18 protein-coding genes are annotated in these 19,078 nt (G+C 36.2%); 6 read left to right on the top strand and 12 right to left on the bottom strand.

Annotation, left to right across the window (positions count from 1 at the left end; all coding sequences use genetic code 11):
• Positions 1–10 precede the first annotated feature (10 nt).
• From ID741_RS07605 to ID741_RS07590, 4 genes are all read right to left on the bottom strand, one after another.
• Positions 11–1,432, bottom strand: a complete 1,422-nt coding sequence (locus ID741_RS07605; RefSeq protein WP_218326902.1) for a zinc ribbon domain-containing protein — start codon at positions 1,430–1,432, stop codon at positions 11–13.
• A gap of 64 nt (positions 1,433–1,496) precedes the next feature.
• Positions 1,497–2,438, bottom strand: a complete 942-nt coding sequence (locus ID741_RS07600; protein ID WP_438719600.1) for a serine hydrolase — start codon at positions 2,436–2,438, stop codon at positions 1,497–1,499.
• A gap of 16 nt (positions 2,439–2,454) precedes the next feature.
• Entirely contained in the window at positions 2,455–3,396 is a 942-nt protein-coding gene (locus ID741_RS07595) for a zinc ribbon domain-containing protein (protein WP_438719599.1), read from the bottom strand.
• A 129-nt stretch (positions 3,397–3,525) separates the two neighbouring features.
• Positions 3,526–5,415 (bottom strand): endonuclease MutS2, encoded by a 1,890-nt coding sequence (locus tag ID741_RS07590; protein WP_438719598.1) that lies wholly within the window; start codon positions 5,413–5,415, stop codon positions 3,526–3,528.
• Positions 5,416–5,852: 437 nt separating this feature from the next.
• Between ID741_RS07590 and rarD the strand changes: the two genes are divergently transcribed.
• Positions 5,853–6,752 carry an EamA family transporter RarD gene (gene rarD, locus ID741_RS07585; RefSeq protein ID WP_438719597.1) on the top strand — a complete coding sequence of 300 codons (900 nt, stop codon included), beginning with the start codon at positions 5,853–5,855 and terminating at the stop codon, positions 6,750–6,752.
• Between the two features lie 76 nt (positions 6,753–6,828).
• Here rarD and ID741_RS07580 read toward each other — a convergent pair whose 3' ends face one another.
• The 4 genes from ID741_RS07580 to rpsN form a co-directional block, all read right to left on the bottom strand.
• Positions 6,829–9,300, bottom strand: a complete 2,472-nt coding sequence (locus tag ID741_RS07580; RefSeq protein ID WP_438719596.1) for an ABC transporter permease — start codon at positions 9,298–9,300, stop codon at positions 6,829–6,831.
• 316 nt (positions 9,301–9,616) lie between these two features.
• Positions 9,617–9,781, bottom strand: coding sequence for a 50S ribosomal protein L32 (gene rpmF, locus ID741_RS07575; RefSeq protein WP_218326906.1), 165 nt, complete (start codon positions 9,779–9,781; stop codon positions 9,617–9,619).
• A gap of 12 nt (positions 9,782–9,793) precedes the next feature.
• Positions 9,794–9,910 carry a putative metal homeostasis protein gene (locus ID741_RS07570; RefSeq protein ID WP_218326907.1) on the bottom strand — a complete coding sequence of 39 codons (117 nt, stop codon included), beginning with the start codon at positions 9,908–9,910 and terminating at the stop codon, positions 9,794–9,796.
• Positions 9,911–9,952: 42 nt separating this feature from the next.
• Positions 9,953–10,222 carry a 30S ribosomal protein S14 gene (gene rpsN, locus ID741_RS07565; protein ID WP_218326908.1) on the bottom strand — a complete coding sequence of 90 codons (270 nt, stop codon included), beginning with the start codon at positions 10,220–10,222 and terminating at the stop codon, positions 9,953–9,955.
• Between the two features lie 229 nt (positions 10,223–10,451).
• Between rpsN and ID741_RS07560 the strand changes: the two genes are divergently transcribed.
• On the top strand, positions 10,452–11,144 hold the full coding sequence (locus ID741_RS07560; protein ID WP_438719595.1) for a MarR family winged helix-turn-helix transcriptional regulator: 693 nt from the start codon (positions 10,452–10,454) through the stop codon (positions 11,142–11,144).
• An 18-nt stretch (positions 11,145–11,162) separates the two neighbouring features.
• Entirely contained in the window at positions 11,163–12,923 is a 1,761-nt protein-coding gene (locus ID741_RS07555; protein ID WP_438719594.1) for an ABC transporter ATP-binding protein, read from the top strand.
• A gap of 34 nt (positions 12,924–12,957) precedes the next feature.
• Here the strand turns inward: ID741_RS07555 and ID741_RS07550 are convergent, their stop codons facing one another.
• The 3 genes from ID741_RS07550 to ID741_RS07540 all read right to left on the bottom strand — a co-directional run bounded on the left by ID741_RS07550 (position 12,958) and on the right by ID741_RS07540 (position 15,480).
• Positions 12,958–13,338, bottom strand: a complete 381-nt coding sequence (locus tag ID741_RS07550) for a VOC family protein (RefSeq protein ID WP_438719593.1) — start codon at positions 13,336–13,338, stop codon at positions 12,958–12,960.
• Between the two features lies 1 nt (position 13,339).
• The gene (locus ID741_RS07545) at positions 13,340–14,557 is read right to left on the bottom strand and encodes an FprA family A-type flavoprotein (RefSeq protein ID WP_438719592.1); all 1,218 of its coding nucleotides are present in this window, start codon (positions 14,555–14,557) and stop codon (positions 13,340–13,342) included.
• 80 nt (positions 14,558–14,637) lie between these two features.
• A complete protein-coding gene (locus ID741_RS07540; protein ID WP_438719591.1) occupies positions 14,638–15,480 on the bottom strand; it encodes a LysR family transcriptional regulator in 843 nt (280 codons plus the stop codon).
• Positions 15,481–15,607: 127 nt separating this feature from the next.
• Between ID741_RS07540 and ID741_RS07535 the strand changes: the two genes are divergently transcribed.
• The gene (locus ID741_RS07535; protein WP_438719590.1) at positions 15,608–16,153 is read left to right on the top strand and encodes a chromate transporter; all 546 of its coding nucleotides are present in this window, start codon (positions 15,608–15,610) and stop codon (positions 16,151–16,153) included.
• Positions 16,154–16,711, top strand: a complete 558-nt coding sequence (locus ID741_RS07530; RefSeq protein ID WP_438719589.1) for a chromate transporter — start codon at positions 16,154–16,156, stop codon at positions 16,709–16,711. It begins immediately after the preceding gene.
• Between the two features lie 54 nt (positions 16,712–16,765).
• Here the strand turns inward: ID741_RS07530 and ID741_RS07525 are convergent, their stop codons facing one another.
• The gene (locus tag ID741_RS07525; protein ID WP_218326916.1) at positions 16,766–18,445 is read right to left on the bottom strand and encodes a ribonuclease J; all 1,680 of its coding nucleotides are present in this window, start codon (positions 18,443–18,445) and stop codon (positions 16,766–16,768) included.
• 178 nt (positions 18,446–18,623) lie between these two features.
• On the opposite strand from ID741_RS07525, the gene ID741_RS07520 reads away from it, so the two are divergent.
• Complete coding sequence (locus tag ID741_RS07520; protein ID WP_218326917.1) at positions 18,624–19,001, top strand: DUF1622 domain-containing protein; 378 nt, start codon at positions 18,624–18,626, stop codon at positions 18,999–19,001.
• Positions 19,002–19,078: the final 77 nt, after the last annotated feature.

Here is a 19,078-nt window from a genome sequence, read left to right as displayed (position 1 = left end):
TCTGATCATTTTAAGAACCTTCATCAACTGTCTCAAAATTTTCTATTCCTCCAAGATTGTCTATCTGCAGTTGACCATCTTCGGTATTATACTTCAAGGTTGCTTGTTTGTAACGAAAAACCTGCTTGATTTCGTCTAGATTACGATCATTAAAAACCGTATCATAGTGAATTAAGTATTGAACAGTATATTGGTTTTCTAAAGTCATCGTCACACTTTCTACTTCCGGTTGTGCCTTCACTCTGTTTCGTCCATTATCATCTCGAATTTCATTAATAAATTTTTCAAAGTCTTGTTCATCAGAATTTTCTCTAGCATTTACAAAATATTTCCCAAAATCATTTTTTTGAGGGGTCTCAAAAGTAACATATTCACTAGTATAGTCAGATAAGTCATCATATAGCTCAGTTAAAAAATTTTGCACATCATTGCTGGTTTGAACTTCAGAAAAATCCAGCGTGATCATCGACTGGAGATCATTAGCCTCGTAATCTTCAGCTAAATATTCATCATCATCAATTCTCCGTGAACTCGTTTTCAGCTCTTCATCATCCAATTGATAACGTAATTCAAGAGTCAATCCTTGATGCCAGACATAATCATTAATTTCGGCAAAGCCTTCATCAATAGTCGCTACAGCTTCATCATCCAAATAAACTTGAGCACCATCGATATTTGATGTAACTTTAAAAGAAATTCGATGTAAATCTAAGTGTACGTTACTATTTTTTTCAAAATCATTATTTTTATAACGAACCAAATCCAAATTCGCTTGATTTTCTTGACCCTCCAAACGACCGCTTAATTCATATCGACCAGGTGTCAGCGGACCTAAAGTTAGTAGGTAGTCATCACCTTTGGAAGTTCCCTGTTTTTTGCCATCAAGAAAAATTTCCGTGCCTGCTTGATCGGTCGAGATTTTTAAATAAACCGGTAGCAATTCTAACTGATATTTTTTAAATAATCCAAAGTATCTCCCAGTTTGCTTTATGTTAAAATCTTGCAGTTCCACCTGATTGGTGCGTAATGATTCAATAAAATCAGTGAAATTTTTCTCATGGCTTGAAAGCTGATAATAATCAACCAATCTGTCTAATTTTTTACTAGAAATCTGATAATCTTCTTCGCCAGAAATAACCATCTTAGTCAATTTTTCACTATCTCCGGCTTCAAACGCATCAGCGATTCGATTCATTTGACGATGATAGTTATAATAATAATTTCCAAAAAAGAGGCCGCCGATTAGCATAGCAGCAATTACACTGAATAAAGCGATAAAAATTTTTGAATGTTGATTGATGGATTTTTTTTGCTTCGAAGCTGAAGGTATAATTTGAGTATCAAGATTTATGTTTTCTAAAGAATGGCCACAATTCTCACAAAAGTGGGCATCTTCAGTATTTTTATATTTGCAGTTCGGACAAATTTTCATGATCATCTCTCCTAAAAAAAACATCGCAACTTTATTAGTAACGATGTTTTGAGTTATTTTAGATTTACGCTTGATAACAAGCTAAAGCAAAGTCGCCAATGGCACTTCGCAAGCCTTCAGAATTAATCACACTATTGGTTAACACAACTAGCGCAAAGGGGGCTTTTTCACTAAAAACCAAAGCAATATCATTTTCTACTCCTGCCAGCTCACCAGTTTTATTCGCGACTACTGTTCCTGTTGGTAATTTGCTAGGAATTTTGGTTTGAATCCCTTGTCCTTTTAAAATAGTTAGCATCTGACTAGATGGATAAGTGGTTTGATTGGTATAAATCTTTTTCAAAAATGCCAGACAATCATTTAAGGAGGTATAATTTTCTTTCCCTGCACCTTGGGCAGTATAATCTAACATTTTTCGCTCTATCCGAGTATTGGTATAACCTTGTGTTTGAAAATAAAAATTTAATTGTTCCATTCCAAAATAATCAATCAATACATTGGCTGCTTCATTGCTGCTTTGTTGAATCATTGGATATATCCAGGAATCTAAAGTAGCTCCTTGAATCATTGTCTCAGTTGTTAAACTACCATTTGAAATTTGACTGTAAGCATAATCCATCACAAATACTTTGATAATACTAGCTGCTATCATCGGCTGAGTATTGTCATTTGAAATTGTTTTTCCAGAATCAAAATAGTAGGCACCATACGCAACTTGACTGGCATTTGCTTCCAATTGACTAGCATCTAATTGAACTGATTGTATTTCTTCAGTCGTTGCAGTTGTCTTTTCGTCACTACTATTGACAGTCGATTCTATTTTATGGGAAGTGGCTTCCGTACTACTTTCTTTGACTATTTCACTTGTTTCTGATGTTTTATTTTCTTGAAAGATTCGCGTCGTGGCATAGTACGATCCGCCAGCTAATAAACAAAGACCTAAAGCAATGCCTAGATATATTGGGTATTGCTTTTTATTTTTTTTCCGCAATTCTCTTCGACCCAAATTGATACATCCTTTCCTAGTAAGTCAACCAAACTTCGTTGACGCCGCTACCTTTGTGGGAGCCATCAGTTAATGCCAAACGAGATGAATAAGAAAGATACCCATAATATACTTGCTTACTGCCACCTTCCCAAGTCACAGTGATTTTCACATCTGGATGTATCGTTTTAGTTTCCGGCATCGAACTTGGATACTGCTCATTTGTTTCATAGCTTAAAATATCTCCACTAGCACCAGTAATTGTTGCTGTTCCAAAATATTGTGAACCTCCAGCATTCGTCTGTGTGACTGCACCATTGGCACTAATTTTTAATGTTTGATGTTTTTGACTAGATTGATTGTAGTAAAAACTATAAGTATTGGCCCATTTACCATAACTACCATTAAAAGCACTCCCACTTGGTAGAGATTCAGAACGACTGTCCCCTTGATTATTATCGGTTTCTTTTTCTTCACGTTCATCTTCTTTTTCGTCTTCAATTCCCTCATCGTTTTCCTTAGTCAACCGATCCACTTCATCTTTAATCGGAGAATAAATGGTTTTCCCTAAATCGCTGGCAGAGATGGTTGCTAATTTACGATTTGATTCTTTGAAATCCCCGTTAATTGTTAAAGCTTTGGCTTCAGCAATCACATCATCATACTTAGTTGGATCATCAGAAGAAGTCGTGGTGGTCGTCTTAATTACCGAATCTGGCTGATTATTTCCCACAACAGCAAAAGCTACTCCTCCAACAACAGCGACAACTGCCAAAGCAGCTATGATGATAGGCCATTTAGGTTTTGGTGCTTTCGGCTGTTTATTTATGACGAAATTTTCTCGTGCTTGTGTTTTTGAATGGTTCATTTGTGATCGGCTCCCCAGTTCAGTTCGCTCAACTGAAAGCTTACTACCGCAATGTTCACAAAATAATGCAGTTTCTTCATTTTCATAATGACAATTTGGACAAATTTTCATCAATACCCCTTCTCCCTTTAAAAAATCCCAACAAACAAAATTATTACTTATATTATAACTTAGATTATCTTAAGAAAAAAGTTGGAATATAAGCAAAACACCGACTCTTCAGTCGGTGTTCAATTTATATCATCTTCTTAAACGCATCTCTTTATCTAATTCCTTATGGGCTTTTTTCGATCCACGGGCCAAATCTTTTTCTCTTTTTCGTTCATGAAAGTCCACGAATAAGCTGCTTAAATCATAATCTGCTGGATACAATTCTTGCGCGGTCATTTTTAATTTCAATCTTTTTCGTAAAATAGGAATCATTTCTTTTTCCAAATAAACTGTCACTTCGGCTTTTCCTTCATCTTGATAAACCAAGCCGACTTGATTGGTTTCAGTTAAAATAACTTGATCTCCTTGATTAAAACGTTCTTCCGATTGTTTTTCTATTTGAGAAGTTTCTTTGACTGATTGAAAAATTTTCTTCTCAGTTAGATAGTTTTTATCAGAAATATAATTTGCGGCTTGCTGGATTAATGCTGGCGCCATATGCATTTTTTTAGCAATCCATAGCGCTTGGCTGTCACCAGTTTTACCGACTTGCAAACGATATTTAGGAGTCAAGTTCTCACGATCGAATGCCATTGCAGCTGGTACAAAATCTTCGTGGGTTTCAGCGAATCGCTTAATTTCACCATAATGAGTCGTGGCAACGATTAACGCGCCTGATTGATACAAAGTTTCCATAATGGCAATGGCTAAAGCTGCTCCTTCATTTGGTTCTGTTCCACTCCCAATTTCGTCCAGTAAAACCAAGCTATGGCGTTTTGCTTGGCGTAAAATTTCAGCAATATTTTTCATATGACCAGAAAAAGTACTCAAGGCATTTTCTAAATTTTGTTGATCTCCTATATCGACAAATAAATCATTTAAGACAGCTATTTCTGAACCTTCTGCTGCTGGTATTTGTAAGCCAAACATTGCCATCAAGCTAAATAAACCGACTGTTTTAAGTACCACCGTTTTGCCTCCAGCATTTGCACCAGTAATTACTAATCCACGATAATTTTCACCCAATTCAAAATCTAATGGTACTGCTTCTTGGCTCAAAAATGGATGTTTTCCTGCAATAATTTTAATCACTTCATTTTTATTAACTTTTGGCGTTATCCCATTCATTTCTCGACTATATTTCCCTCTAGCAAAAATTAAATCAAAGCCACTAATACTTTCAATCGTAAAATCGATCAAATCTTGATTTTCAGCTAGTGCACCAGTCAATTCAGCTAAAATTTGATATTCTTCAGCCACTTCATCAGCTATTAAGAAACTCAATTTTTCATTTAATTTACTAACTGTACTAGGTTCAACAAAGACCGTTTGACCTTTTCCAGATTCTTCAATCACTGTACCGTCGACTTTATTTTTATAGCTGGCTTTAATCGGAATGGTAAAGTGTTCACCTTTTTTGACGATGATACTGTCTTGAATCCAATTTTTATTATTTGGATGACGTAAATACTTGTTTAATTTTTCTTGGATTTCTGATTCCGTCTCACTTTTTTGTCGCCGGGTTTTACGCAGGAAGCGGCTGGCTTCAGAGCTTACTTTATGATGTTGGATTTTTTGATAGATTGTTTCAGTCATACTACTAAAATCAGGTAAATTCTGACTATAACTAGCTAAAGTTGGTGCTTGATAGCGATTTTTATCAAAAAATTTCACCATCAGCTGACTACTCCGTAAAAAATCAGCTACTTCAGTTAATTCAGCTGGATTTAAAATCAAGCCTTTTTTTATTTGTTGATTCAATTGATTGATTCTGACTAATCCCATAAAAGGCACATGTTGACCAGAATCAATCATCAATCGGGCTTCTTGTGTTTCCTTTTGCCAGACTGTGACAGTTGCAAGATTGCTTTGCGGTGCTAAGTGAGCAATTTTTTCTTTGGTTAAATCACCAATCGCCCTTTTTTGAACTTCGGTTTGAATTTTATCAAATTGTAATTGTTTAAAAGTTTCTGTATTCATTTCTTCTCCTTTTTGAAAAGGACACCTGACGCTAAAAATAAATTAAACCAAAAATCGACACAAAAAAGACGACAGTCATACTATCGTCTTTTAGCATCGTAAACTATTTCGACAGGTATCACTAATAAGCATGCTAAATAAACTGCGACAGCTCGCATTTTTTCTAGCTATTCGACTTACGAATTAGTTACCTGTTACACTCACAAATATTCCCCATTCTGGACTGGTTTAATTTATTTTTCAATTTGACTATACCAATTTACATGTCCGATGTCAATTTCTCTTTTACAAGATTCATTATTCATCTACATTTTAAAAATTGAAGTCAATTGCTACTTTTGCACAATCATACCCCTGTTATTTTGTCTTTCTATCGCTAAAAAGAACTTTTTTTTGTGCTATAATAAGCCATTCACGAAAAAATGAGGGAAGTATTTATGGAGAGAAATGAAGAAAAAAAGGGGATTACACTAGGAATTTTCGCCTATGTCTTGTGGGGTATTATTCCACTTTACTGGAAGCTTTTAGGAGAAGTACCAGCAGTCAGTTTATTATTTAACCGAGTTGTGTGGTCTTTTGTCACGATGGTTTTATTTTTATTAGTCGTTAAATCACAGCGAAAAGTCTTTTTTAAAGATGTTGCTATGCTGAAAAAAGAAAAGAAAAAAATTCTCGCAATTATTTTAGCAGCAATTTTTATCACTGTAAATTGGGGGACTTTTATCTACAGTGTTCAAATCGGTGATGTGACAGCAGCCAGTTTGGGTTATTATATTAATCCATTGGCAAATGTTTTACTGGGTACACTCGTCTTAAAAGAGAAGCTTTCCCGTACAGCCAAAATCGCTTGTGTCTTTGGTTTAATCGGTGTCATTTTACTGACCATTCAAACGGGACATTTACCAGTCACTTCAATAGTGATGGCCGCTTCATTTAGTATCTATGGACTCATCAAAAAAGGCTTAGCCCTCGGTTCGGCGACGAGCTTAACCTTGGAAACCTTAGTGATTTTTCCTTTTGCCTTAGCCTATCTTTTATTTTTCGCTCCTGATGGCTTTTTACAATATGACTGGAGCACAAATCTTTTATTATTCGGCGCAGGTACAATCACTTCGATTCCATTGTTATTATTTGCTGAAGCTGCTAAGCGAATTTCATTTATTATTTTAGGCTTTATTCAATATATCAATCCAACAATCATGTTAATCATGGCAATTTTTCTTTTTCATGAGACATACACCTTACAGCAATTTATCGCCTTTTCATTTATTTGGCTAGGGATTCTTATTTTTGTTTATGGCAGCGTTAAAACTGGCCTGAAATATCGAAAGACGTAACTAGATGGAGCATCCCTAAAAGATTAGATTTTTGATCTGATCTTTTAGGGATTTCCTCATCACAGTTACGCCTTTTTTATTCGTTTGATTTTAAAGCGGCAATCATATCGATTTGTTTTAGTTTAAAATGGGTCACACCCATTACAATAACAGAGAACACTACAGTCATTACCGCTGATATGACATATCCTTGCCATGAAATCACCAAAGGAAAAACAATCATATCTGATGATGCCATCGCTAAGATGAAACGGGTGAGTAAATTCCCAATCCCGAAACCAAATAGAATCCCAAACAAAGTGAACATAATATTCTCCCGCACAATATACATCGTTACTTCTTGGTTGAAAAAGCCCAAAACTTTAATCGTCGCTAATTCTCGTGCCCGCTCAGATATATTAATGTTGGTGAGATTATATAAAACAACAAAAGCCAATGTGCCTGATAAAACAATAAAAATCAGAACAATTGAGCCTAGATTTTCAGTGGCCGCCTCTTGTTTAGCCATCTGATTGCTGGTATAAGTCGTGGTTAACACTTCACCAGTTTGCAGCAAATCTTCTGCTAATTTTTTCTCTTGGGAATTAGTCATTTTTTTCGTCTTAATTAAATAGCTGTTCTGCGTGAAAGTTTGGCCAGAAATTTCCTGATAATATTCTTTGCTTAAATAAAGATTATGACCCAAATAATTCTCAACGATTCCCGCCACTTTAATTTGATAATTTTTGCCATCATTGTCTTCAAAAGTCAGTTGATCACCTTTGGTTACTTGGTAAATCTTGGCTAATCGTTGGGAAATTAATGCTCCTTGATTAGATAGCGAAATATGTGCTTTTGTTTTTTCATCTTTTAAGGCAACATATTGGCTAAATTTTTCTGGTTGATCACTGACATAAAGTGTCGCCGTTTGTTTACTGTGTCCAGTAAGATTGAAGGTTACCGTATCGGTATAAACTGGCAGTTGCGCGGTAACTAGTTGGTTTTCCATCAAAACCTTTTCCGCTTCGGTTTGTACATTTCCGTTTAAAGTAACGATTCCTTGATATTTCGTTAAGGCTACAAACTGTTTTTCTACCGGCGCACTGATGGAGTCTTGTAGACCAAAGCCAGCCAGCATTAATCCTGTACAACCAGCAATGCCAACGATGGTCAAAATCATCCGCGCTTTATAGCGAAAAAGATTGCGATAAGTCACTTTTTGGTTAAAACTCATTCGCCGCCAAATCGGTTTGATTCTTTCCAGAAAAACCCGTTTACCAGCTTTTGGTGCTTTAGGCATTAATAAAGTCGTCGCATTTTCCCGCAATTCTTTCATTAAAGTTAATAAAGAAGCACCTAAAGTCGCTATCAATGCCACAATAACAGCTAAAACTATCGGCCAAAAAATAAAATGATATTGATAGTTCGTAAAAATATACTGATCACTCAATAGATGGAAAACAATTTTCGGTAATGCCAATGTGCCGATCACCACGCCAAAAACTGTCCCAATCAATGCCGCTAACAAAGCATATAAAATATATTTACTGGCTATTTCGCGCTTACGATAACCGAGTGATTTTAAGGTGCCAATCTCTTTTCGATTTTCTTCAATCATTCGTGTCATAGTTGTAAAGGTGATTAAGACAGCTATGAAAAAGAAAAAGACCGGAAAGACATTTGCTATTGCATCAATTCGATCAGAGAGACTAGTGTATTCAGTAAAGCCTGGATTACTGTTACGGGGATTAATCATATAATTTGGTGTTGCGATTTCCATCGTACCAGCTTCCAGCCCATTCGCTAATGCTTGTTGGTCAGCAACTGATTGCAACTGTTCCTGACGTGCTATTCCTTGTTGAGTAAAAACTTCAGTCAATTGCTCGTCTAATTTCTCTAAACGATTCTCATATTTTTTAGAAAAGTAATCAATATTTTTCAAGCGATCAGAACTAATATAAAGAATCGAAAAATTCTGATCATCAAAAGCTGTTTCTGGTAGATACATGAAGCCAGCCAATTCTCCATCACCAATGGTAGTCGTTCCTCGTTCTCTTTCATCCACATAAATCGGAGAAGTCACGAAACCAACGACTGTAAATTCCTGTTGTCGCAATTGCTGATTGTCAATCGTGAATTGGTCGCCCATTCGATAGTCATTTCTTAATTTTTCATCTAAAACAACCTGATCTTTCTTTTTAGGTAAATGACCGGCAGTCAGAGTTAATTTGTTCGCTTGATTATTGCTGTAGGAATACAATTGAATATTTTGCTGCTTTAACGTCACTGGAAAACTATGACCTAATTCCGCTTGTACCCCTTTAATTTCTTCAGCGGCTTTCTGATCTTCCTTCGTCAAACCAGCAGAAGACACGATCTGGACATCTGACAACTCATTTTGTTTAATAAATTGATTAACCGTCGCTTCCAAATCAGGTCCAACCGATTTAATACCGACAAATAGCATGACACCCATAAAAATAATTAACACGATCGAAATAAAACGGCCAAAAGAAGCTTTAATATCGCGATAAATTGATTTTAAATACACATTTTTGATTTTATTCACCTACTTTATCTAGTGACTTTTACAGTCAGTATAATAATTATCATTCGTTCCTGCAATCTTGTAAAATCTTAATCCTAATAAAACTTTTATTTTTTCTGCAAATTTTCACAACAGTTCATTCATATTTTCTAGTTAAGCTTATAAAAAGTAGAGAGGAAGAGGCCTATGAAAAATTTAATCCAACAGAAATGGCAAACCGTCTCAAAAGATATCGCTTATGAACTAATCATTTTATTCGTTGCACATCAATTCTACCAAATAATTAGCAATTTAATCTAAAAAAAGAGATTGACCCGTGAGGTCAATCTCTTTTTGTCTACAACACTTTACGTCCTTTATAAAAGCCATTACGAGAAACATGATGGCTTCGTTTAAAATCTCCCGTCGCTTCATCAACTGAAATTTCTGGGAAATTCAATTTTTGATGGGTTCTTCTAAGGCGCTTTTTGGCTTTGGATGTTTTTCTTGCTGGTACAGCCACGATAACTCCTCCTTAAATCCCTTTTTTAGTTCTCTTTGCTGCTTTGATAATTTTCAATGCTCGTTTTTTGGTACGGATATTGGGACTTTTCAATCTACGATAAGCACTTGCTAAGTTATTTTTTTCCATCTGTCATTCTCCTATACAAATAATTTGATGATTCGGTAGTTATTACCAGCTGGCTTTTTTCACGCCAGGAATTTGACCTTTATGGGCTAGCTCGCGAAATTTAACCCGAGACAGACCAAACTTACGGTAATAGCCACGGGGACGACCGTCAATCTTGTCACGATTTTTTAAACGATTAGGATTTGAATCCACCGGAAGCTTAGCCAAACCAGCATAATCTTTATTGGCTTTTAGTTCAGCACGAATTTCTCGATATTGTTCAATCAATTGTTCTTGCTTTTTGGCTTTTGCAATTTTTGATTTCTTTGCCATTTTGGTTCCTCCATTTATTTTAATTATGATTAATTTTACAATTTCTCCACAACAAATCGTAATGGTTATGATTTAACCTCAATAAATTTATCAGGATTTATTTAAATTGTCAATAAAAAAATTTTGCTACAAAATTCTTGACAACCGTTCGGTACCGAACTATAATCAAAATCGAAATAAAGTTCGGTACCGAATTATTTTAAAAAATAGATGAAATGAGGAAATAAATATGAGTCAATTTACTGATGATTTAATGAAACAATTTCGTTTCATAAGTGAAGCTAGTAATGCTTTTATGCGTCAAAACAAGCAACATTTATCAGGACAACAAAGAGTTTTAGCAATTTTAGCTGTAGAAGATGGTTTAATTCAAAGCTATTTAGCTGAAGTGTTAGATTTACGCCCCAGTTCTTTAGCTGAGTTATTAAAAAAAATGGAAAACAGTCACGACATTTTACGAAAAGAAGATGAGAATGACAAAAGAATTAAACGCGTCTACTTAACGGAAACCGGACGAAAAAAAGCGGAACAAAATGCAGCATCTGGTGAGAAAAATGCCAGTGATGATTTTTTTGCTGGTTTAAATGAAGCGGAACAAGCAGAATTTAGCCAACTTTTAGGGAAGATTCCCGCTGGTTGGGAACCTGAAATGAAAAAACAAGCTGAGAAATTCGTAGACCCGATGGATCGTATGCAAGCCATTCAAGCGTTAAAAGAGAGTTATCTAGATCAATATGGTGATTGGCGTGATATGTCCCACGAAGACATAAAAAAATTAAAAAAAGAAATGCGGGAAAATTTCAAAGAGCTAGGCTTTTTTGGTCATCGCGGCAGCTTTGGCGGACGACCTCCTTTTGGTGGCAGAAATTTTGGACGTCCGCCTTTTGACCAAAAAGATCAAGATGAATGGCACGATTTTTAATTTACGGAGGATATGTTAATGGATCAACGTTTTGCACCTGAATTACCAAAAGTACGCGGAAAATTTAAATTCAAGGATTTTATCAAATTAATCAATAGCGTTAATCCTCGAAAAGGCTTATTTATTTTAGGCATGCTATTGAGTCTGATTACTAGTGGTGCCAGTCTGATTGTGCCGCAATTAACTAAAAATTTAGTCGACACTTCAAACTTGGCTAAAATTGATGGTAAGATGCTTATTATTTTAGCCTTGGCCTTTATTGCGCAGCTTGGATTTGGTACAATCGGTGGCTTTTTGCTTCGCTATGTAGGAGAAACCGCCGTCAAAACCTTAAGAGAAAAATTATGGGCCCATTTATTGAAGTTACCCGTTGGATATTTCGATGATCATAAATCTGGTGAAAGCAGTTCGCGTTTAGTCAACGATACTTCAGTCATCAAAGACTTGGTGACATCACAATTTCCCAATTTCGTAACTGGTGGGATTCAACTAATTGGCTCGATGATTATTTTATTTTTAATGGATTGGAAGATGGCGGCTTTAATCTTTAGCGCTGTTCCTATTATTGCTTTGATTATGCTGCCAATTGGAAAAATCATGTCAAAAATTGGTCGTCAACTACAAGCAGCTACTGCCGATTTTAATGCTGATGCTAGTGAAAAATTATCTGAGGTTCGATTAATCAAAGCCAGTAATGGTGAAGCAGCAGAAGTCACTTCTGGTGGAAACTTTATTCAAAAAATCTTCACTTTGGGCGTGAAAGATGCCAAGATTGAAGCTGTTGTACAACCGATTATGATGACAGCGATGTTAGGTTTATTCGTTGGAATTTTAGGCTACGGGGCTGTCCGAGTGCAAGCAGGAACTTTAACTAGTGGCTCATTAGTTGCGTTTTTACTTTATCTATTTAATATTATTGCACCCGCTGCAACCTTCGCGACCTTTTTCTCACAAGTTCAAAAGGCAATGGGCTCAACTGAACGGATTCAAGAAATTTTTCAAACGGAACTTGAACCAATTGGTGCTGGTGAAACAATCGATGTGGTCGGGCAAACTATTACTGCTGAAAACTTATCTTTTAGTTATTCAGCAGAACATCCTATTTTAAAAGATGTTTCTTTTGAAGCAAAACCTAATTCAGTCATTGCTTTTGCTGGACCAAGTGGTGGCGGAAAATCAACTATTTTTTCTTTACTTGAAAGATTCTACGAGCCAATTAGTGGAGCCATAAAAATTGGGCAGCAAAATATTCAAGCGATTGATTTACAAGAATGGCGCGCCCAAATCGGTTATGTTTCACAAGATAGTGCTGTTTTTGCTGGTAGTATTCGCGATAATCTGCAATATGGTCTTAACCGTATATTGAGCGATGAAGAGTTATGGCATGGTTTGTCGCTAGCTTATGCAGACCAATTTGTGAAGGATTTTCCTGAGGAATTAGAAACTGAAATTGGTGAACGGGGCGTAAAATTATCTGGCGGTCAAAAACAACGGATTGCGATTGCTCGCGCTTTTTTGAGAGATCCTAAAATTTTGATGTTAGACGAAGCAACTGCTAGTCTTGATTCCCAATCAGAAGAAAAAGTGCAACGGGCTTTAGATGATTTAATGTTAGGGCGAACCACTTTAGTCATCGCCCATCGACTATCAACCATTGTGGATGCTGATCAAATTTATTTTATTGAAAAAGGCAGTGTCACCGGTCATGGGACCCACACTGAATTAATCAACAATCATCCACTTTACGCTGAATATGTCAGAGAACAAGTGGTCAATTAAAAAACGTACGCCAGAAATTTTGGCGTACGTTTTTTTAATCTGTCGTTAATTCAATCAAGTTTCCTTCAGGATCTTGAATCACTGCTTCATAATAGCCGTCTCCAGTTGTCCGAGGACCACTTAATAATGGAAAATGATCGGCAAGAAATATTTCCACCATCTGATCGACAGCTTTTTTATCACCTACTGCAATTGCGATATGACCATAACCCAAACTATCAGCAATGCGGGGACTCAAATATTTTTTATTAGTCAGTTCCAAGCGACTTCCACTGGCAAAGCTAAGAAAATAAGAACTAAAACCCGTCTTAGGATTCTGATATTTTTCAGATTTTTCTACTTGAAAATATTTTTGATAAAATTGACTAACTTTTTCTAAATCCTCTACCCATAAAGCAATATGTTCAATTCTCATCTTATTCCTCTTCCTTTAATATTGAAGCTGCAATTGCATCCGCTAATTCAGTAATAGGTGCTAAATCGCCATCTTTCACTGAAGAATGGATTTCTACCGGTTCACCAACAATCGTAAAACGTTTTTCATCACTGAAATAATTCTGCATAATTTCTAGAGCTTTTCCACCCCAAGTACCATTCCTGATGAAAGAAATCTTGCGGTCTTTTATTTCTAGATGTAAAGCTTCGCGAATGACATTATCCATTTTAATATACAAACCTGTATTGTAATTGGTGCCAGCAAAGACTAAATTAGAATACTTAAAAATATCCGCCATAATATAAGAAGGATCCGTCCGTGAAATGTCGACTATTTTTATATTTGCCACACCTTTTTCTGCTAATTTTCCAGCTAAAATATCAACGGCATTTTCGGTGTTACCATACATTGAGCCATAAAGAAGCAAAGCACTTTTTTCTTCTGGTAGATAGGCACCCCAAGTTTGATAGTAGTGAAGCATTCTTTCGATCAATTCACCAGAATAACCAGGACCATGTAAAGGCAAAATCATATCAATCTCAAATGCAGACAGCTTTTTCAAAGCAGACAAAACATTTTTCCCATAGTGTCCAACGATATTTACATAATAACGGCGAGCTTCCGCTAAAATTCGTTGGTCAAAATCTAATTCATTCATAAATAAATTCCCATCAATTGGCGCAAAACAACCAAATGCATCAGCAGAAAACAAGATTTTATCTTTCAAATCATATGACATCATCACTTCGGGCCAATGAACATTCGGTGTCATCGTAAATTTCAAAGTATGGGCACCCAAATTCAATTCGTCATTTTTCTTAACAGGATAATAATTTTTAGAAGCATCCATTGGATAAAACTGTTCAAAGAAACTAAAAGTTGATTTATTCCCAACTAGTTTTACTTCTGGATAACGGCGTACGATTTCTTCAATATTGGCACAGTGATCCGGTTCCATATGGTGGATCACTAAATAATCCAGTGTCCGACCAGCCAAAGCAGCCTCGACATTTTCTAAAAACAAATCAGTTATAGACGAATCCACAGTATCCATCAAAGCTGTTTTTTCATCTAAAATGACAAATGAATTGTAGGAAATCCCGCGATCGACTGGAAATAGATTTTCAAATAAAGCCAAGCGCCGATCAGAAGCCCCCACCCAATAAATGTCTTCTGTTACTTTTCTAATGTTTTGCATTGTTCTAACTCCTTTAATTTCCAAATTAAGTAAGCGTTCTCTATATGATGTTACGTTTTTCACTTACTTTCGTCAACCACTTATAAATTTTTCCAAACTTGATAAACTGGTGAATTTTCTGCTGTTTTTCGCATCAAGGCAATCACGGGATTTTCCAATGCTAAGTCAGTGACCTTTATTTCTACTAAATCGCTCGTCTCTACTAAAACTTTCGGCAAAAAAGCAATCCCTAAGCCAGCTTTCGCAGCTGCTATTAAACCAGCCGAGTCATTACTTTGCCAGCTAGGATGTAACGCCAAATGGTTCAACACTAAAGCTGCTTCCAATAACTCTCGTACAGCACTTCCCCGTTCCCGTACCAATAAATTTTCCTGCAGTATATTGGCTAATTTCATTTTAGCTGGCAATTTTTGTGCGACGGCTTGATTGGTAAAAAAACCTAACGAATAACTTTTGATTTCCTTTTGTAAAAAAGTGCCTGATGGAGCTGGTCCTTCTAAAAAGATTAAATCTGCCTCACCATTTTCCAGTAATGAGAGGACTTCATCAGCTTTAGCAATTTGGACTTCCGTCAAAATACCTTGCTGACTTAAACCCTGAATAAAAGTAGCTAAGTCATTTTCCGCAAAGGTCATACAAGCAGCGATTTTCACAGGAACTTTTTTAGCTAAACGTGGCAGTTGCTGATTTAACTTATTAAAATCTTCTATTAAAGGGATAACTGAATGATAAAATTCCAAACCCGCTGGTGTGATCTTAACTCCCCTATGCAAACGTTCAATTAAAGGATAACCAGCTTCATTCTCTAATTCTTTCATGGCATGAGAAACTGCCGACTGGGTGATAAATAATTTCTTGGCAGCTTTAGTAAAGTTCAACTCACGACACACATGATAAAAAATCACGCATTGATTAAAATTCAAAAAAACTCTCCTTCCCATGATTCAAATTCATGTCTACACCCTTATATTATCATTTCACACTCCCTAAAAATACCAGTAAAATGAAATGATCAGGTATTTTGTAAAAAAGCGTACAGGAGTAGATAGAATGAAAAAATATCAAGAAATTTTATGGCTGATTCGGATTAATTTAGTGATCAGTACTTTCACTTTTGGTGGCGGCTATGTAGTGGTTCCAATGATTCGCAAATACTATGTGGGGCGCTTCTTCACAGAAGATGATTTATTAGAAATGGCGGCGATTGCTCAGTCTTCCCCTGGGGCAATTGCTTTAAATTTATGTGTGTTAGCCGGAAAAAAAGCCTACGGTAAAATAGGTTTTTGGATTGCTTTTATTTGTGGAATTATTCCACCTTTAGTCATTATCGGTGTCATTTCACAATTTTATGTCGCTTTTGCCGCTAATAAAATCGTTCAAGCAGTTTTATTAGGTATGCAGGCTGCTGTTGCGGCATTAATCCTTGAAGTCGTGGTGGACATGATGAAAGTCATTCGTTTGGAGAAAAAAAGTTTATTGCTGATTATTTTGGTTGGTAGTTTTATTGCCAATGCGATTTTACAAGTCAATGTTGTTTTAATTTTAGTTGTTGCTAGTATTTTAATGTTACTAAATCTTAAACGGGAGGCTAGATAAATGTTATTAGAATTATTTTGGCGCTTTTTTAAGATTGGTTTATTTAGTTTCGGTGGCGGCTATGCAATTATTCCGTTGATTCAAGCTGAAGTCGTCGAGCAACAAGGCTGGCTCACCCAAAAAGTCTTTACCGATGTCATTACCATTTCGCAAATGACTCCTGGACCTTTAGCGATTAATACTTCTACCTTTGTTGGGATGCAAGTCGCTGGGGTCAGTGGAGCGTTGGTAGCAACGATTGGCGCCGTTATCGCTGGGGTTATTATTTCGTTACTACTATTTAATTTCTTTCAAAGTCATCAAGAATCTAAAGTCGTATCAACTATTTTACAAGGCTTAAAAGCTTCGTCAGCAGGTTTAATTGCCTCTGCAGCTTTAACCATTATTTTATTGACGTTTTTCACTACTTCAGAATTTTCACAAATCACTGGACTTTCCATGTTGGACATTCGCGCAGTCATTATTTTTATTGGCTCTTGGTTTTTATTAAAACGCTTTGAAATTCACCCGATTTTATTGCTTTGTCTAGCCGGTGTTGTTGGCTTTTTCGTATATTAAAAAAAACCGCTAAAGAATCGGCCTTTATAGCTGACTCTTTAGCGGTTTTCTGTTTTATTTTTTACGTTTTCTACGTTGTGTTGCTTCCATAATTACTGGTAAAACAACTGGACGGCGTTTAGTTTGATCAAACAAATAACGACTTAACGTATCGCGAATCTCTGTTTTTAGCTTACTCCATTCAAAATCATCAGAATGCAAGTGCTTTTCAACGATTTCACTCGTCATTTCGCCACTTTCCTTCAACAAATCACGACTGGCTTTGACATATACAAAACCTCGCGAAGTAATCTGTGGTGCCGAAACAATTCTTTTTCCTTTGCGATCAATTGTTACTACTACCACAAAAATACCATCTTCTGACAAGACTTTCCGGTCTCGTAAAACGATATTACCGATGTCGCCCACACCAATACCATCAATCATGACATTATCAGCAGGTACGCTACCAGAAGCACTCATGTGATTATTTTTATATTCCAGCACATCTCCACGACCGGTAATAAAAATATTTTTATAGCCCATTCCAAGTTCATGAGCCAAATCAGCGTGAGCCGCCAATTGACGATACTCTCCTTGAACCGGAATGAAAAATTTTGGTGACATAAATTCAATCATTAACTGTAAATCACGTGGGTTGGCATGACCCGAAACCCGTAGATTTTCAGAAATGCTTTTTACAATCCCACCGGCACGATAAATCATGTCTTCAGTCTTGGCTACTGTTGTTTCCATCGCAATCGTTGGTGTCGTCACGATATATACCAAGTCACCTTTAGTAATGTGCAAATTACGATGAGAGCCATTCGCCATCTTTTGAAGCGATTTAATTGGCTCACCCATTCGACCAGTTTCTAAGATCAACAGCTCATCAGGTTGGTATTTTTTCATTTCTTTTAAGGTAATGATGATATCCTCTGGAACTTCTAACTTGCCTAATTGCATCGCTGTTCGGATTACCCGCTCGAAATCTTGTCCAGTTAAAACTACTTTTCGACCAGACTTTTCAGCTGCATTTAACACTTGTTGGACCCGTTGCAGATTACTTGCTACGGAAGCCACAATAATTCGGCCGTCCCAGTCATTGATGGTATCAAAGACTTCTCCAGCAATTTCTAATTCTGAAGCCACTTGTAACGGATTTTCAGCATTTGATGAAGAACTTAATAAGGCTAAAACCCCTTCACCACCAATTTCTGCCAAACGTTTATAGTTTGTGGCATACATAGGAATTGCTGTCGGATCAAATTTAAAATCACCCGTATAAACAACATGACCTTCGTCCGTTTTCAAACTAATACCGACAGAATCCGGAATCGTATGAGTCGTTCTAAAGAAACTAATCACGGCTTTACCAAAATCAATTTCAGCATGCTCATCAATCACGTGGAAATCTTTAAAATTTTTACTTTCATCGTTGTCTTTGACACTTAATTTGGCTAATTCAATCGTTAGCGCCGTTCCAAAAACAGGCACATTGATTTGGGAAACCAAATAAGGTAAAGCACCGATGGCATCCGCATGTCCGTGAGTCAAAAAGACCCCCGCAACGCGATCGGCATTATCAACTAAATAGGTAAAATCAGGAATCACTACGTCAATTCCTAACAATTCATTTTCTGGATATTTCAGGCCGCAATCCAACACAAAAATATCTTCATCCACTTCCACAACGTACATGTTTTTACCATTTTCCCGTACGCCACTGAAAGGAATAATTTTTACTGTACTCAAAACAGTCCACCTCTCATATTTTATTTATCTACAATAGCTTTCTCAAACCCCGTAACAGTTCGGTTTGTGCATATTCCTATCCATTATACATGATTTTTTCTGAAAAGACATTTCTCTGACGTCATCTTAAAACTATTCTATTGATTATGGTAAAATATAAAAATAAGGAGTGACAGTTATGGCCGATTTACATCAGCAATTAGATGCATTTATTTTTCCCATTTTTGAATTGATTTCTTCGCTATTAAATATCGTTTCCATCTTGATCTTAATTATCGGTGCTGTCGTAGCATCAAAAGATTTTTTCACCCATTTATTAACTCGAAAATTCGATCGTTTGGATGTCATCCAACAAAATCGTCTAATCAAAGCATTTCTAGGTAGCTACGTCTTATTAAGTTTAGAATTATTGATTGTGGCGGATATTATTGACTCAATTATTAATCCAACTTTCCAAGATATTTTCCGCTTAGGCCTAATCGTAATCATTCGAACAGTGATTTCCTATTTCTTAAGCCGAGAAATTCAAGAAGGACAAACCGATCTGAAAAAATAATTGATTTCATTTTCGTACAAAAAATACTCCTGGCTAAGATTAATTTTGTCTTAGTTAGGAGTATTTTTATTTCCCGC

This window comes from Enterococcus sp. AZ103 (assembly GCF_051714685.1).
GTDB classification, from domain to species: Bacteria; Bacillota; Bacilli; order Lactobacillales; family Enterococcaceae; genus Enterococcus_A; species Enterococcus_A alishanensis.
This window is presented reverse-complemented; position numbering and strand designations above follow the sequence as displayed.